The following is a 14,998-nucleotide window of genomic DNA, read 5'->3' as shown; positions in this document are numbered from 1 at the left end:
CGTCGCCCCGCTAGGAAGAACGGATGGCCCACGAGACGACCATCCCGCTGTTGCCGTGCCGTTCCCTGGACGACGTGGCGCCCTTCTACCGCGCCCTCGGCTTCCAGGTCGGCTACCGGCAGGCGCGACCCAACCCGTACCTCGCCCTGCACCGCGAGGATCTCCACCTGCACTTCTTCGGAATGCCCGAGTTCGACCCGGCGACCTCGTACGGCTCCTGCCTGGTCCTGGTGGACGACATCGTGGCGATCCACCGCGACTTCGCCGCCGGCATGCGCGCGGCCTACGGCAAGGTGCTCGTCTCCGGGGTGCCGCGGATGACCAGGCCGCGGGTCCGGAAGAACCAGGACGGGCACACCGGCTTCAGCATCGTCGACCCCGGCGGCAACTGGATCCGGTTCGTGGCCCGCGGCACCCCGTCGGTCGCCGACGAACCGACCGGGCGGCTGGCCCGGACGCTGGAGAACGCGGTGGTGCAGGCGGACTCGCGCGGCGACCACCGGCAGGCCGCCCGGATCCTCGACGCGGCGCTGTCCCGGCCGGACGCCGCCGACGACCCGGTCGTCCATGTCGAGGCGCTGGTCTACCGGGCCGAACTGGCCCTGGTCCTGGACGAGCCGGCGGCCGCCCGGGAGCTGCTGGAGCGGGCGGGAACCGTGCCGCTGAGCGAGGACGGCCGGGAGCGGCTGGCCGACACGCTGCGGCACGCGGCGGACCTGGCCGCGACCACCGACTGACCACCCCGGGTTTCAGTCCCCGTCAGCCGGGGACGCCGCTGGCGGAGGGGTGCTGACGGCGCCCACGGCGACAGGGGAGGCGGCATGAGCGTCGAACGGGCGAAGGACGACCTCGAGGATCTGGCCGGCCCGGCCCGGGCGCGGTTGGGCGACCTGACCCGGGACGAACGGTCCGAGGCGGACGAGGTGCGGCGCGAGGACGAGATCCGGGGCAAGCGGCCCGGTGAGCACGTCCAGCAGGACGCCCGGGATGCGCGGGACGACTTCACCGCTTGAGGCGGGCGTCCCGCCATCGGTCGCCGGTGGGACCGGAACCGGGCTGACCAGCGTTGCCCGCCGGCCAGGTGGATGATCAGCACTCGTCGCTCCGGGCAACCAGTCGCGACCTTCCGATATGACAGGCGGTCGAGGTGTCGGCACGGAGGGTGGCCGATTAGCCGCTAGCAATTGTTGCGGCTGAAAGCACACTGAGAGGCGTGACGTACCCACCCCCGCAGGACCCGTGGCGCGGGCAGGCGCCCCCGCCTCCGCCGCCCCCGCAGCCGACCGCCGAATTCGGCACGGTCCCGCCGTACCCGGTGGCGCAGGTGCCGCCCGCGGGACATAACCGGCAAAGCTTCCCGCCTCCTGTTCCGCCCGGGACGATCAAAGGTGGCGCGAGGGTCGGCCAACGGCGTGCCTTGACGAGGGGTCAGAAGATTGCCGCCGGTTTTCTCGGCGTGGTCCTGCTCTGCTGTTGCGGTGGCGGCCTGACGGCAATCGGCGGCTCGGACGACAAGAAGCCGGCGGCCAGTACGGCTGCCTCCGCCTCGGCGCGGCACGCATTGGAGCAGTCACCGGAATCCCCTTCGGCAGCCGCGACGCGCTCGCCCGAGTCTCCGAGCCCGGCAGCAACGACGAGCAAACCGGCCCCAACGGTCAGACCGACGCCGAAACCGACGCCGAAACCGACGCGGACCAGCCCCAAGCCGGCACCGAAGCGGACCACCAGCGCTCCGCGCACAACCAAGCCAACCACCGGCTCGGTTCGCACCGGCGTGCATCCCGGCGCCTTCTGCAGCCCTGCCGGCGCGCTCGGACGCACCAGCAAGGGCACTCTGATGCGCTGCAAGACCTCTGCGACGGACAGTCGACTTCGGTGGCGGGCCGCCTGAGACCGCAGCTCAGGGAGGACTGATGACGGGACGGCCGGGCGCGGCAGTGCGCCCGGCGGCCGTACCTCGGGCCGGCGCTCGTGCGGCCCCGCTCCGGTTCCGCTAGGGCGGCGGTGAGGGCGCCTCTTCGGGGTTTCTGCGCTCGCGCACCGCGTCCCACACCGCCACCCCGGCGAGGACGACGGTGGCGGCAGCGGCGGCGAGCAGCGGCGGGCGGTGCAGCAGCGCCGGCGTCACGGCGGCGAGCGCGAGCAACCCGACCACCCGGGACGGGGACAGCCTGGCGAACACCTCGTACTCCATGCGGGACCGCCCGGCGAGGAAGAGCCCCGGCCCGCCGAGGAGGACCGCGAGCCAGAGCGGATCCTGGTGTCCGCGCGGTTCCCGGATGACCAGCGCGTAGCCGACGCCGGCGGCCAGGATGCCCGTCACGATGACGAGTTGCGTGTAGTACCCGGACTTGCCGAGCTTGTCGGGGCGAGCGGCGACCTCGACGGCGGCGGAGAACACCGCCCCCGCCCGGTGGAAGTAGATCCGCCACGTCAGCACCGCCGTGGCGAAGGACAGCACGCTCGGCGCCACCCGGTCCGGCGTGAACGCCTCGGCGAACGTCGCCCCCGTGAGCAGAATGGTCTCGCCGATCGTGATGACGATGAGCTGCTGGTAGCGCTCCGCGAGGTGCTCGCCCGCGAGGCGCCAGTCCTCCGCTCCGGTCCGGCCGAGCTTCGGCACGGGCCAGCCGAACACGAGTCCCGCGTAGTCGATGGCGACGGCCACCGTCCAGAGCGCCCCGCGCGCCGGGCTCTGCGGGAACAGCGCCGCTCCGGCGATCCACGGCACCGCGGACATCGTGGCCCACCACAGGTGCCGCGCCGGGCTGTGCCGCTCGACGTCCCGGCGCGCGATCAGCAGGATGACGGGCTTGCCGGCCTGGATGGCGACGTACGTGATCGCGAAGAGCAGCCCTCGCGCACCGAACGCGTGCGGCAGGGTCACCGCGATGATCATGCTGCCGAACATGGTCCAGACGATCAGCAACTGGGTCACCGGTTGTTGGGGTTCGACCCGGCTGGTCACCCATGCCGCGTGGACCCAGACCATCCACAGTGCCAGCAGCAGGAGCACCGTCTGACCGACCTCGGGCAGGACGACCTGACGGTCGGTGGTGAAGTCCTCGATCAGGCGCTGGGAGAATCGGGTCAGCACGAAGACGAAGACCAGGTCGAGGAGCAGTTCCCCCTCCCGGCCCCGCAACAGTCCGCGCCAGCCACCGATCGACATCTACCGCCCGCGCTCCTGTCCGCTTCGCACCGGTTTCACGCAGTCGTACCACGGGGGCAGGGCGGCTGACGGGGATCCGCGTATCCGCGCGGCGCAGTGCGCCGGCGGTCTGGGGTGTCGCCTCGCCCCTATGGTGGGCGGATGATCCTCGCCGACTTCGCCGGGTCCTGGGCCGGCACCAACGGGTTCCGGCTGATGCCCCCTGACCCGCTCGCCGAGTCGCCGGCCACGGTCACCGTGACGACGGCTGCCGGTGGTCACCTGACCTCGATCGCCTACTCCTGGACGCATCCGGACGACGGGCCGCAGGACGGCCTGATCGTCGTCGGGGCCGGCGATCGGGAGGGCTCGCTGGTGGCCGTCTGGGGCGACTCGTGGCACCAGCAACCGACGCCCATGTCGTTGACCGGCGGCCCGGGCACGGGCGCGACGTTCGAGCTTGCGGGCGAGTACGGCGGCGGTTGGGCGTGGCGGATCGTGTTCGACGCCGCCGACGGCGAGCACCTGCGCATGCGGATGGACAACGTGATCCCCGCCGACCAGGCGACGACCGAGATGCCGGGCGGGCCCTACCCGGTCATGGTCACCGACGTACGCCGGGCCTGAGGAGCGGGCCGTGGTCCGCGCGAGGCGCGGGCCGGCCCGTCAGATCGCGACCGGGTGACGCGGTTCGTAGAGACCCAGCTCGCCGCCACCGGGCAGCCGCAGCGCGGTGCGCAGCCCCCACCGCTCCTCGGTGACCGGGATCGTGAACTCGACGCCCTTCGCGGCCAGGTCGGCCATCGTCGCCGCGACGTCGTCGCACATGAGGAAGAGCTCGTGGGCCGACTCGCCGTCGGTCGGGTGCATGGCGAGTTCGGCCGGCGGGAGCTTGAAGATGAGCCAGCCATGGCCGGCGTCGACGTGGTGGTAGCCGAGCGTGTCCCGGAAGAAGGCGCGGTCCGCTTCCGGGTCCCGGCTGTAGATGATCACGTGAGCCCCATTGATCATTCACCGACCATAGTGCCGAGTTTGACGGGGCGCCGCCGATCCGGCCAGAAGCGCGATAGGTGCTCCCCGACGGACCGAGTTCTGCTGTGGCCGCTCGCCGGCCTCGTCGAGCAAGTTGCCGGACCGGTAAACCTCGCCGGCCGATCCGGTGTCTTGCTCATTGACGAAGGCCGGGAGGTCAGATGAGGGATTCGCGTGGAGCGGAGTTCGACGACTTCGTTCGCACACGGTCGATGGCGCTGCTACGGGTTGCCTTTCTGCTGACCGGGAATCGGTATGCGGCGGAGGACCTGCTTCAGGAGGTGCTGGAGCAGGTGTATGTGCGTTGGCGTCGGGTGCGCGGCAGCCCGGAGGCGTACGCGCGCCGTGCGTTGGCGAATCGGTCGATCAACCGCTGGCGCTGGCGTTCCCGGCGGCCCGAGCAGGCGCTGGGCGACCACGACGGGGTGGCCCGGGACCATGCCGACGCCGTGGCTCTCCGCGAGCTGGTCGTCGGGGCGGTGCGGGCCTTGCCGCCTCGGCAGCGGGCCGCGGTCGTCTTCCGTTATCTGGAGGATCTGCCGATCGCCGACGTTGCGGCGGCGATGGGCTGTTCCGAGGGCGCCGTGAAAAGTCACGCCGCGCGCGGATTGGCTCGCCTGCGGAAGGCACTGGCCGAACCGAGCCTCGTCATGCCCATCACTGATTCTGGGAGCTCGCGATGACTTTGAACGACAGTGACGTGCGCGACGTCTTGCATCGCGCGACGGATCATCTGGTCGGTCCGCCGGGTCTGCTTGATGAGGTGCGCCGGGGTGGGCGCCGACGGGTGGTGCGGCGCCGGGCCGTGTTGGCGGCCGTCTGCGCGGCCGTGGTGGCGGTGCCCGTGGGCGGGCTTCAACTGGCGGGCGACGGAGGCGAGGGGCAGGTCGCCTCACCGCTGCTCGACGAGCCCACTCGCGGTGATCTGGCCGGCGACGAAGGGTACCTGCGGCAGGTCCGCGACGCGTGGCAGCGCCGCCTGAAGCAGGACGGAGAGCAGATGCGCGGCGAGCCGCACATCGTCTGGGCGGGAAGTACCCCTGCTGGTCCGGCCGCCTACATCGCCCACCGCACCGTCCACAACCCGGTCGCCAGCTCGGAAGGCGACCGGGTGATCGCGACGGCGGCGTTCGTCGAACCCACCGCTGACGGGCCGCGTGTCACGACCCGGGAGCAGGTCACCGACGCCGGCACGGATGGCATCTCGCAGGCGGCGCTGCTCGGACCACGGCGCGACCTGCTGCTCGTACTCGACTTCGGGCGGCCGGTGGAGTTCTCGCCGGAGCTCAGGTACCTGCCCGACGGCAAAGTCAGCCGCAGCTTCCAGCGGGTGGCGTTTCGAGACGGTGCAGCCGTGCTGACGGTGCCGCCACAGCTCACGAAGATCACCGTCGCGATTTCCAGGACCCCGGTCAGCCGGCAGAACATGGTTCACATCACCAATGACGGGCCGGTTCTTTTTCCCGACGGCAAGGACCGGCCGAGACCACAACAGGTCCGCCACACGTTGCCCGGCGCGGAGAAGGTGTGGGTGGGCGATCCCAGCGCGAAGAAGGTGAGCGCGCCGGCTGAGGCGCTTGCGGATTACATCGACTCGGCGGGCGTGCACACGAGCGACGGGTCTCCCCTCCTGTGGGTCTACGGGGCAACCCCGGACGGCCGGCTGCTCCTCGTGGAAACCATCCAGTACGACGACGACCCGGCCCGCGTCATCGCACTGCTCGCCCCCAGGTACCTCCCCTTCAAGGCGGTCGCCAGCACAATTGCGGACTGGCGAGCACCGTTGCCCGTACGACTGCGACTGCCTGACAACCAGGGCATCCTGGTGGCCGCTGAGGGGGCAGCGCTGAGCTACCGAGTCGGCGATGGCAGCTGGCAGGACGCCGGCCGGAACGCCGCACTTCTACCCGCCAACGCCACCGAGGTACGCGTCGACGCCGGCGGATCCGTCACCACCGTCCCCGCCACGCCCTGAGCCAGCTCGCGCCCACCGCACGGCAACGGGCCGGGCTGGCGGTCACCGACCAGCCCGGCGGACCGTTCACCGCGGCCGGACCATTTCGGGTCAGCGGGCGGCGCCAGGAGCGAGGCCGACCCGCCAACCGGGCACGGTGAAGCTGTCGGCGATGACCGTGACCGTCACCCGTTGGCCGGTCCGGACGGGCACCTTGAACTTGGGCGGCAGGTCGTATTCGGACGCCAGCGCGCCACCCGTCCAGCATTCGCCGGTCCAGTCGTAGAACGCTCGCCGCTCGACCTCCTTTCCGTCGACCAACACGCGGATCCGGCCGGGCGCCACGGCGCAGATGAAGATGTCCAGCTGCAACGGCATGGCCAGGTCGAGCCGGTGGGATCCGTTCGGGGATGCTGCGGTGCGGGCGTCGAGCTGACCGAGTTGGTCCGGGAAGGGCTGACCAGGATTGCCCGTTGCCAACTCCCCGACGGTGTCCAGTTCGACCAGCTCCGCGGGCCGGGGCGGCATCGGGAACTGCTCGAACGGCACCGGTGTGTAGACGCCGACCGCCATCGTTCCGGTGAGGTGTGTGGGGTCACCCGGTCGCGCATCCGCGTTGTCGGCGGCGAGCGGCTTACCGATCTTCACAGTGACCGTCACCGGCTTCCCCGCACGCACTCCGAGGTCACTCCACCGCCGATAGTGCCCGTTCATCCCGGCGTCGACCAGGACCGGGCCGGGCAGCAGTGAAGATCCGCAGTCAGCGGTGCCGATCACGGTCTTGCTGACCGTGACCTGGATCAGGTGGTCGGGTCGGCCGTTGGCCGAGCCTGCCCCCAGCCGGTCATCGCACTTGATGCCCAGCTGGAAATCCGCGGCATCGGGGGTGAAGGTGAGGGTGATACTCGGCTGCCGCGGCAGGGTCATCTCACGCGCCAGGATTCGGCGATGCCCGCGGAGATACTCGGGCAGCAGTTCGCCGGCGGGTGGAGGAGCCGGGCTCGCCGTGCCGGTTGGCGGCGGGGTTGCCGAGGACATGCTCGCCAGAGGCGACGGTGTCGAGTCGACGGGCTGACGTGTGACCAGGCCGACCGATGTCGCAGTGGTCGCCACCAGTACGGCGGCGGCGATGCCCACGGCGCGGACCCGCCGCTGCCGGGCGATGCGACGGTGCAGCATGCCCACGCGGTCCACGCTGGTCGGAATTTCAGCGCTCTGCGTCGTCAGGAGACGGCGTAGGCGCTCCTCTTCGACGGTCAATGAATGAGCTCCTTCTGGTCTCGGCTGTGGACCAACGCGGGATGGGTGCGCAGCTTCGCCAAGCCCTTGCTGGCCTGGCTCTTGACAGTGCCGACGCTGATGCCGAGCGTCTCGGCGATCTGCGCCTCGGTGAGGTCCTCGAAGTAGCGCAGGACGAGGACCGCCCGCTGCCGTCGCGGGAGCTCAGCAAGCAGCCGCCACAACGCATCCCGCTCGACGTACTCCGTCACCCGGTCGGCCGCCTCGACGCGCTCGGGCAGCGCCTGCGGGATCTCGCCGGTCCAGCGACGACGGCGCCACGAGATGAAGGTGTTGACGATCGTCCGGCGGACATAGGCGTCGGGATCACCGTGCACCCGGGGCCACGCGAACCAGACCTTGACCAGGGCGGTCTGCAGCAGGTCCTCGGCCGCTGCCCAGTCGCCGGTCAGCAGGTAGGCGACGCGCAGCAGTCGGGGCGATCGGTCGACCACAAATTGGTCGTATTCGGTTCGGTCGGCCAACCGTCCTCCTCCGTCGAGCCTGCCCCTCATCTACGCGTTGACTCGATGTGACGGTTGCCCGGCGTCGGGGCTGCATTGTTGTTGCGAGCGCTCTCATCCAGCTGGCGCGCCTGCTTCACCCGCATGATCGGCGACGTCCTGGGCGACGGTGAACGCCGCGCCGTCGACCTGGGCTCCGACTACAGCCTCATCCGCGACAAGCCGCGTCGGCAAAGCCGGCCAAGGTCGACGCATCCGACGCCCCTGCCGGATCAGCCCCATCGACGCCCCTGACCAGCGCTGAGCCTGCCGACGCTTGCCAACGTCTGCCGGCATTGGTTGCCCTCAGTTGTACCCGATCTGCACTAGATGATCTTTAACGGCGGCCAAGCTCCTCGGCGCGGTCGCGGGCCGCCAGCCCCCTCCGCGTCGCCGCCGTCGGCACATCAAGTCTTGACCCATGCGTCGATCATCTGCTTATGTCGACGGCATGACCGGATCCTTCGCGTCGATGCGCGAACCCACCTACTTCATCTTGGCCGCGTTGCAGGACGAACCCTTGCACGGCTACGCGATCGTCAAGCGGGCGCAGGAGTTGTCCGACGGGCGGGTACGCCTCACGACGGGCACCCTCTACGCCGCGCTGGACCGGCTCACCCGTGAAGAGATGGTGCGGGTGGCCCAGGAGGCGGTGGTCAACGGCCGTGCCCGCCGTACCTACGAGCTGACTCAGCGAGGTATGTCCGCGCTGAGTGCGGAAGCGCAGCGGATGGCTGCGGCGGCGAGCGTCGTTCGTGATCGTTCCGTCCGCTCGACGCCTGCGGTGGGTTGGGTGGTGCCGGCATGACCGAGCTGGAGCGCCGTTACCGGTGGCTGTTGCGGGCCTACCCCCGCGCCTACCGGCAGTATCGGGCCGACGAGATGCTCGAAACCCTGCTTGTCACGGCTGACAACCCGCGGCGGCCGAGCCTTCGAGAAGCGGTGGCGCTCGTGGTCGGAGGGCTGCGGGCCCGCACCGGTGTCGACCGTCTCGGCTCGCGCTCGGCGCTGGGCTACTCCTTGCTGCGGCTGTCCGCGCTGTCCCTGCTCGTGTACGGCCTGACGCAGCGGGCCGGAGGCCCGATCGGGGTCTTGGTGACGATGCTGTCGGAGGGCCCATACAACCCCGGCGGATGGTGGTTCATCGTCATTCCGGCGCTGCTGACCATCGCGCTCTTCGCTGCGGCGTGGGGTAGCTACCGGCTGGCATTCGCTGCGGCGATCTTGACCGTGGCCGCGCAACATTTGTCGGCGAATGGGTGGGACCTATCGTTCTGGTTCTCGTCGGTTTATGACCTCCAGGACGCGATGCTTCCCGAGTTTTGGCCAGCGCCGCTGGCTTCGCTGGCGTTGCTGCGACTGCTCGGCGCACCCCGAACGCCCGTGGCCCGACCGTGGGCCTGGCCCGTCCTCGGGGCACTGGCAGTCGTCGCTTTGGCGCCGAGCCCGATCAACGGCTGGTTGGACGCACCACTGATGTCCCTGTGCGCGTTCGCCGCACTGGCCGTCATCACCGCGCCGGTCGATGCACGGATGCCCATCGTCGCCTCGGTGCTTCTCCTGGCGCCGGCCTTGGCACAAGCCACCTATCTGCTCGGTTCCAAACAAGCGGGGTGGCCACTAGATATCTCCATCACCGCGATCCTTGTTCTCGCGGCAGTCATGGTGACCACGCTTGCGGCCGGCACAATCGCAGGCCGCCGCCAAGCTCGCATCTAGATACGGGAGCGCCCCCGGCCACCACTTCACGTGGATGGCCGGAAGCCGACCCGGCCGCGCGGGGCTGCTCGTCCAGATCGCGCACAGTCAGTCGGTGATCGCGGCGAACGACGACGCGCCAGGACCGCCAGCGCACTCAGCGCCATGATCGAGCTGTCCACGATCTGCTCACAACGAGTCGCGACGGGCTGGCTTCAGCCGAACCGCAGGATCAACGACAGCGGCCCCTGATCAGCATTTCTGCTGGTCAGGGGCCGCTGGTGCTCCCGGTGGCGGGTAGAGGATTCGAACCCTGTAGCTTTCGCGACGGATTTCCCCTCCGCTGCGTCTTCCAGCCATCCCGGAGTGCCCGAGGACCTCGCGGAGGCACGGTCCTTGTATCGATCAACCGGGTAGACGCGAGCACCAAGCGCCATCACTCCCCGACGACGCCGGAGCAGCGCTGATTTGTACCGGATGTGTACCCGCCGATCTTGGTCGGCGGGTACTCCCAGATCAACGGTGTTACTGGTGGAGCTGAGGGGATTTGAACCCCTGACCCCCTCGATGCGAACGAGGTGCGCTACCGGTCTGCGCCACAGCCCCTCCGCTGGCGTACCAGCGTAGGTCCCACCCGGCATTCACCGGGCGGGCCGGCGCCAAGGCTAACAGGTCCGGCGGTCCCGACGCGAACCGCCCCACCGGACCAGGAGATCTTGGAGGGAAACGGCCCCCATAGGGGCCGAAACTCTCCAAGATCCCCGAGCCGACCTCACGCCGGCGCGTACGTCAGGTTCAGCACTCCGCTCTTGAAGGTCTCGCTGTTCAGCAGCCGCAGCGGGTACGTCGGCGTGTCCTCGAAGAGCCGCTGGCCGCGCCCCACGGCGATCGGGTGGACCAGCAGCCGCAGCTCGTCGAGCAGGCCGTTGGCGAGCAGCCACCGGACCGTGGTGGCGCCCCCCGACATGGAGATGTCCCCGTCGGCCTGCTCCTTGATCTCCCGCAGCCGCGCCGCGACCCGGTCCGGGTCGCCGGAGATCAGGTGCGAGTTCTGCCAGGTCGTCTCGGTGAGCGTGTTGGACAGCACGTACTTCGGCACCGAGTTGATGAACGAGGCGAACTCCATCTCGTCCCCGGACTGGTTGGGCCAGAACTCGGACCACTCCTGGTACTGCGTGCGCCCCATGAGGAACGCCGTGGTCGCCTCCACCCCGCGTCCCACCGTGGCGCCCATCTCGTCGTCGAAGTACGGGAAGTGCCACTGGTCGGGCCGCTCCACGACACCGTCCAGCGAGATGAAGAAGTTCGACACGATCTTGGCCATCACAAGCTCCCTGTCCGCGGCCGGCTCCGCACCGGCCTTCACCAACCCGTCGGACGACCCCCGCCGGATTCGACATCAGCGGCAGAAAAAGTTTCAGGCGCCCCGCCCGCTCTGGTACGGCCGTCCCCGCAGGCCGCCCGCTCGGCGGTAGGAGACCGAGCCGCCGCTCGCCGCGGGCGGCAGGTCCGCGGGCCGGTCCAGCCCCATGGCGGTACGCCGGACCGCCTCCCGCTGGGCGGCCAGCCGGCGCTGCGCCTCGCGCCGGGCCGCGGCGCGCCTCGCCTGCTCGCGGCGCACCTCGGCCTGGCGGGCGGCCAGCCACGCCGCCTCCCGGGCCTCCGCGCGCCGCCGCCGGCGCTCGGTGAGAGCCCGCTGCCGCAGGTGTACGACGTACGCCACGAGGAGGGCGCCGGTGACCGAGACGCTGATCCAGAATCCGGGGCTCACCAGCACCACGCCGATCAGCTCGACGAAGTTGAGCAGCAGCAGTGCGGCGAGCACCCGGCGCCGGCGGTAGACGGCCGGGGTGTGCCGGCGCTTCGCCGGGTGCCGTCGGCGGGACTTCGCGGGGGTGGGCGGCACCGAGCGGAGCCGGCCCGACCGCCGCCGCGCGGGCGGCGCCGACACCGGACGGGCGAGACCGCCCGTGTCGGAATCTTCACTGAGAGTGATGACGAGGGAGCGCGGCGGGTGCACCGGCCGCCGTCCGGGCACGGTGCGACGCCGACGGCGGCGCTGGAGCACCCGGGCCGTCGACTGCGCCCGCTCCGCCACCAGCCGCTCGGTGGCGTCGTACCGGCGGACCAGCGCCGGCGCGAGGGCGAGCAGACCGGCGGCGGCGAGGACGGCGAGGAGCACCGAGGTCGGCACCCTCACCCCTCCCGTCACCAAGTTCGGGGCGAGCGCCACACGACCGCAACTTCTTCCGTCGCCCGTCGTTTATGGCGCAGATCGTGCGGGCAGGCAGCGCTTGCCACAGCTTGCAGTTACTTGAGGTTACGGGCCGCCGACCGACTTCACCGTGCGCCGCGCCGGGCGTGGCGGCGGGGAGCCTTCAACCGCGGTTGTCACGTACGCGGTGCCAGCGGGCCAGCAGCCCGCCCTCGGCGACCACTTCCTCACTGGTCATCGCATATCCGATGTGGTCCCGCCACGCGCCGTCGATGTGCATGTAGCGCACGTGGAAGGCCTCCTCGCGGAAGCCGAGCTTCTCCACCACCCGGCGGGACGGCTGGTTCTCCGGCCGGATGTTCACCTCGATGCGGTGCAGCCCGCCGGGGCCGAACGCGTGGTCGACGGCCAGGGCCACGGCGGTGGGCATGACCCCGCGACCGGCGACCCGGGAGTCCACCCAGTAGCCCACGTAGCCGGAGCAGAACGCGCGCCGCACGATGCTGCCCACGTTGAGGTGGCCGACGAGCCGTTCCTCGCCGTTCTCGCGCAGGCAGACCGCGAACGGCATGCCGTCGCCGGTCCGGGCGGACCGGCGCTGGTCGGCGTGGACGTAGCGGAACGCGGCCGGCGAGTTCATCTCGTCCCAGCTGCCGGGCAGGTGGGACTCCCAGGGGGACAGCCAGGCCCGGTTGGCCCGCCGGATCTCCGACCAGCTCGTCGCGTCGGACCGCCGGTACGGCCGCAGCACCACGGGACCGTCCATCAACACCGCCGGCCATCCCGGCTGCCGCCCGAGCCAGCTCACCGAGCCGGCCTTCCGTTCGGGACCGCGGGGCTCGCCGGCTCAATCCCCGCGGTCACCGACGCCGGTCCAGCAGGAGGACGTCCACAGTCGAGCCCGCGGCCGCGGTGGTGACCCGCTCGCCGAGGACGAGCAGGCCGTTCGCCTCGGCCAGGCCGGAGAGGGTGAACGGCCCACCGGCGAGCGGCTGCACGGTGTAGCCGCCGCCGCGCCGCTCGGCGACGTGCGCGGGGCGGAACTCACGCAGCCCCACCGGGGACGAGACCGTCTCCAGCAGGTGCGCCCGGACGCTGGGCCGGAACACCGGCTCGGCGCCGGCCAGCAACTGGATGGCCGGGCGGGCCAGCACCTCGAAGCCGATCAGCGCCGCGCCGGGCTCACCGGGAAGACACACCACCGGCACCTCCTCGGCGCCGACCGTACCGAATCCGAGGGCCGTTCCGGGATAGAGGGCCACCTCTGTGAAGGTGACCGGCCCGGCCCGGCCGCCCTCCCGGCGGGACAGGATCCGGCGGACCATGTCGCCGGGGCCGGTGCCGGTGCCGCCGGTCGTGATGATCAGGTCGGCCCGCAGGGTCTGGTCCTCCAGCAGGCCGCGCAGCGCCTCGGGGTCGTCGTCGCAGATCCCGACCCGGTACGCCAGCGCGCCCGCCTCGGCCGCGGCGGCGGTCAGCGCGTGCGAGTTGGTGTCCACCACCTGGCCCGGCTGGCTGCCCCGGCCCACGTCGACCAGCTCGTCGCCGGTGGCCACGATGACCACCCGCGGGCTGGGCCGGACCACCACGTGCCCGATGCCGGTGGCGGCGAAGACCGCGACCAGGGCGGGCGAGACGTACGTGCCGGCGCGGGCGAGCAGGGTGCCGGCGGGCAGCTCCTCACCGGCGCGGCGGACGCCGTAGCCCCGCTTGGGGGCGCGGAAGATCTCCACCGCGGCCATGCCCTGGTCGGTCCACTCGACGGGGACCACCACGTCGGCGCCCACGGGCAGCGGGGCGCCCGCCGCCACCGAGAAGCAGGAGCCGGGGGTGAGCCGGACCGGGCGCCAGCTCGCCGCGCCCAGGTCGCCGACCACGTTCAGCCGGATGCTGCGGCCACCGGGAATACCGGAGGGGGCCGGGACGTAGCCCGGCCCCCGGCTCCCTCCGGAGATGTCCTCCCAGCGCGCGGCGTACCCGTCCACCGCCGCCTGGTCGAAGGCGGGGAACGAGTGCGGCGCGACCACGTCCTCGGCGAGGACGTTGCCGTACGCCTGGGTGAGGTCGAGGTCGAGCGGAGGCAGCGCGCGTAACCTGCGCAGCACGCTGCCCAGGTAGTCGGCGAGCGGCGTCAACTCGTTCGCGGCCGCCTCGGCGTCGGCCGTCGCGGTCATGTACCGGCACCGCCGGACTGGTCGCGCACGCCGTTCAGGATCGCCGCGGTGACCGTCTCGTCGCCGTTGTTGACGAACTCGGTCAGCCACTTGCGGAACTCGGCCCCCAGGTCCTCGCGCTCGACGGCGATCTGCACCACGGTCTGGAGGTAGCCGAGCGGCTGGCCGGTGTCGTAGCGGGTGCCCCGGTAGACGATGGCGTGCACCGGCACCCCCTCGTTGCGCAGGATCTCCATGGCGTCGGTCAGCTGGATCTCCCCGCCGCTGCCCGGCTCGGTGCGCCGGATCGCGTCGAAGATCTTCCCGGGGAGCACGTAGCGGCCGAGGACGGCGAGGTTGCTCGGCGCGTCCTCCGGCTTCGGCTTCTCCACCATGCCGGTGACCCTGACGACCTCGGCGAGGTCGCCGAACTCGGGCCCGGCCGGCTCGACTGAGGCGATGCCGTAGCGCGAGGTCTCGGACGGGTCGACCTCGAAGAACGCCAGCACGATGCCGCCGGTGCGGGCCTGGAGGTCCAGCATGGCCGGCAGCAGCGGCTCGTCCATCTTGACGAACTCGTCGCCGAGCAGCACCGCGAAGGGCGCGTCGCCGACGTGCGACTCGGCGTAGCCGACGGCGTGGCCGAGGCCGAGCTGCTCGGGCTGCCGGCAGGTGTAGATCTCGGCCAGGTCCTCGGTGCGCTTGACGGCGGCCAGCAGCTCGGGCTTGTTCTCCAGCCGCTCCTCCAGGTCGGGCCGGCGGTCGAAGTGGTCCACCATGGCCGTCTTGCCGCGCCCGGTGATCAGCAGCACGTCGTTGAGCCCGGCCTGGGTGGCCTCCTCGACGATGTACTGGAGCACCGGCCGGTCGACCACCGGCAGCAACTCCTTGGGGACGGCTTTCGTGGCCGGCAGGAACCGGGTGGCCAGGCCGGCGGCCGGGATGACGGCCTTGACGGCGCGGGAGCGACCGGTCGCGGCGGTCGCTGAGGGGTTCGCTGAGTGCTCCGACATG

17 protein-coding genes and 1 tRNA gene are annotated in these 14,998 nt (G+C 71.2%); 7 read left to right on the top strand and 11 right to left on the bottom strand.

What is annotated here, in order from left to right; all coding sequences use genetic code 11:
* Positions 1-23 precede the first annotated feature (23 nt).
* Positions 24-737 carry a VOC family protein gene (locus tag ACQP12_RS03515; protein WP_433284976.1) on the top strand — a complete coding sequence of 238 codons (714 nt, stop codon included), beginning with the start codon at positions 24-26 and terminating at the stop codon, positions 735-737.
* 84 nt (positions 738-821) lie between these two features.
* Positions 822-1,013, top strand: coding sequence for a general stress protein CsbD (locus tag ACQP12_RS03510; RefSeq protein ID WP_433284974.1), 192 nt, complete (start codon positions 822-824; stop codon positions 1,011-1,013).
* A gap of 415 nt (positions 1,014-1,428) precedes the next feature.
* On the opposite strand, the gene ACQP12_RS03505 is transcribed toward ACQP12_RS03510, so the two are convergent.
* Together ACQP12_RS03505 and ACQP12_RS03500 are read right to left on the bottom strand one after the other, a co-directional pair.
* Positions 1,429-1,833, bottom strand: a complete 405-nt coding sequence (locus ACQP12_RS03505; RefSeq protein ID WP_433284972.1) for a hypothetical protein — start codon at positions 1,831-1,833, stop codon at positions 1,429-1,431.
* A gap of 160 nt (positions 1,834-1,993) precedes the next feature.
* Positions 1,994-3,172, bottom strand: coding sequence for a low temperature requirement protein A (locus tag ACQP12_RS03500; protein ID WP_357940728.1), 1,179 nt, complete (start codon positions 3,170-3,172; stop codon positions 1,994-1,996).
* A gap of 141 nt (positions 3,173-3,313) precedes the next feature.
* Here ACQP12_RS03500 and ACQP12_RS03495 point away from each other — a divergent pair, with 141 nt between their 5' ends.
* Positions 3,314-3,778 carry a hypothetical protein gene (locus ACQP12_RS03495; RefSeq protein WP_433284970.1) on the top strand — a complete coding sequence of 155 codons (465 nt, stop codon included), beginning with the start codon at positions 3,314-3,316 and terminating at the stop codon, positions 3,776-3,778.
* Between the two features lie 39 nt (positions 3,779-3,817).
* Here ACQP12_RS03495 and ACQP12_RS03490 read toward each other — a convergent pair whose 3' ends face one another.
* On the bottom strand, positions 3,818-4,162 hold the full coding sequence (locus ACQP12_RS03490; protein WP_433284968.1) for a VOC family protein: 345 nt from the start codon (positions 4,160-4,162) through the stop codon (positions 3,818-3,820).
* Positions 4,163-4,344: 182 nt separating this feature from the next.
* Between ACQP12_RS03490 and ACQP12_RS03485 the strand changes: the two genes are divergently transcribed.
* On the top strand, positions 4,345-4,866 hold the full coding sequence (locus ACQP12_RS03485) for a SigE family RNA polymerase sigma factor (RefSeq protein WP_433284966.1): 522 nt from the start codon (positions 4,345-4,347) through the stop codon (positions 4,864-4,866).
* Entirely contained in the window at positions 4,863-6,158 is a 1,296-nt protein-coding gene (locus ACQP12_RS03480; protein ID WP_433284964.1) for a hypothetical protein, read from the top strand. The genes ACQP12_RS03485 and ACQP12_RS03480 overlap by 4 nt, the downstream gene beginning before the upstream one ends.
* 90 nt (positions 6,159-6,248) lie before the next feature.
* Here ACQP12_RS03480 and ACQP12_RS03475 read toward each other — a convergent pair whose 3' ends face one another.
* Positions 6,249-7,397: a hypothetical protein gene (locus ACQP12_RS03475; protein WP_433284962.1), complete on the bottom strand. Its 1,149-nt coding sequence runs from the start codon at positions 7,395-7,397 to the stop codon at positions 6,249-6,251.
* Positions 7,394-7,900, bottom strand: coding sequence for a SigE family RNA polymerase sigma factor (locus tag ACQP12_RS03470; protein ID WP_433284960.1), 507 nt, complete (start codon positions 7,898-7,900; stop codon positions 7,394-7,396). Before ACQP12_RS03470 ends, ACQP12_RS03475 begins: the two co-directional genes overlap by 4 nt.
* 469 nt (positions 7,901-8,369) lie before the next feature.
* Here ACQP12_RS03470 and ACQP12_RS03465 point away from each other — a divergent pair, with 469 nt between their 5' ends.
* Together ACQP12_RS03465 and ACQP12_RS03460 are read left to right on the top strand one after the other, a co-directional pair.
* On the top strand, positions 8,370-8,726 hold the full coding sequence (locus ACQP12_RS03465; RefSeq protein WP_433284958.1) for a PadR family transcriptional regulator: 357 nt from the start codon (positions 8,370-8,372) through the stop codon (positions 8,724-8,726).
* Positions 8,723-9,637: a hypothetical protein gene (locus ACQP12_RS03460; RefSeq protein ID WP_357940711.1), complete on the top strand. Its 915-nt coding sequence runs from the start codon at positions 8,723-8,725 to the stop codon at positions 9,635-9,637. Before ACQP12_RS03465 ends, ACQP12_RS03460 begins: the two co-directional genes overlap by 4 nt.
* Before the next feature lie 508 nt (positions 9,638-10,145).
* Here the strand turns inward: ACQP12_RS03460 and ACQP12_RS03455 are convergent.
* The 6 genes from ACQP12_RS03455 to ACQP12_RS03430 form a co-directional block, all read right to left on the bottom strand.
* A tRNA-Ala gene (locus tag ACQP12_RS03455) sits at positions 10,146-10,222 on the bottom strand.
* 166 nt (positions 10,223-10,388) lie between these two features.
* Complete coding sequence (locus ACQP12_RS03450; RefSeq protein ID WP_433284956.1) at positions 10,389-10,940, bottom strand: dihydrofolate reductase family protein; 552 nt, start codon at positions 10,938-10,940, stop codon at positions 10,389-10,391.
* Positions 10,941-11,033: 93 nt separating this feature from the next.
* Complete coding sequence (gene sepX, locus ACQP12_RS03445; RefSeq protein ID WP_433284954.1) at positions 11,034-11,816, bottom strand: divisome protein SepX/GlpR; 783 nt, start codon at positions 11,814-11,816, stop codon at positions 11,034-11,036.
* A gap of 178 nt (positions 11,817-11,994) precedes the next feature.
* A complete protein-coding gene (locus tag ACQP12_RS03440) occupies positions 11,995-12,639 on the bottom strand; it encodes a GNAT family N-acetyltransferase (RefSeq protein WP_433284952.1) in 645 nt (214 codons plus the stop codon).
* A gap of 52 nt (positions 12,640-12,691) precedes the next feature.
* The gene (locus ACQP12_RS03435; RefSeq protein WP_151464315.1) at positions 12,692-14,005 is read right to left on the bottom strand and encodes a molybdopterin molybdotransferase MoeA; all 1,314 of its coding nucleotides are present in this window, start codon (positions 14,003-14,005) and stop codon (positions 12,692-12,694) included.
* Positions 14,002-14,997, bottom strand: a complete 996-nt coding sequence (locus tag ACQP12_RS03430) for a UTP--glucose-1-phosphate uridylyltransferase (RefSeq protein ID WP_433284949.1) — start codon at positions 14,995-14,997, stop codon at positions 14,002-14,004. Before ACQP12_RS03430 ends, ACQP12_RS03435 begins: the two co-directional genes overlap by 4 nt.
* Between the last annotated feature and the right edge of the window lies 1 nt (position 14,998).

This window comes from Micromonospora sp. CA-244673 (assembly GCF_050948395.1).
Classification (GTDB): Bacteria; Actinomycetota; Actinomycetes; order Mycobacteriales; family Micromonosporaceae; genus Micromonospora.
This window is presented reverse-complemented; position numbering and strand designations above follow the sequence as displayed.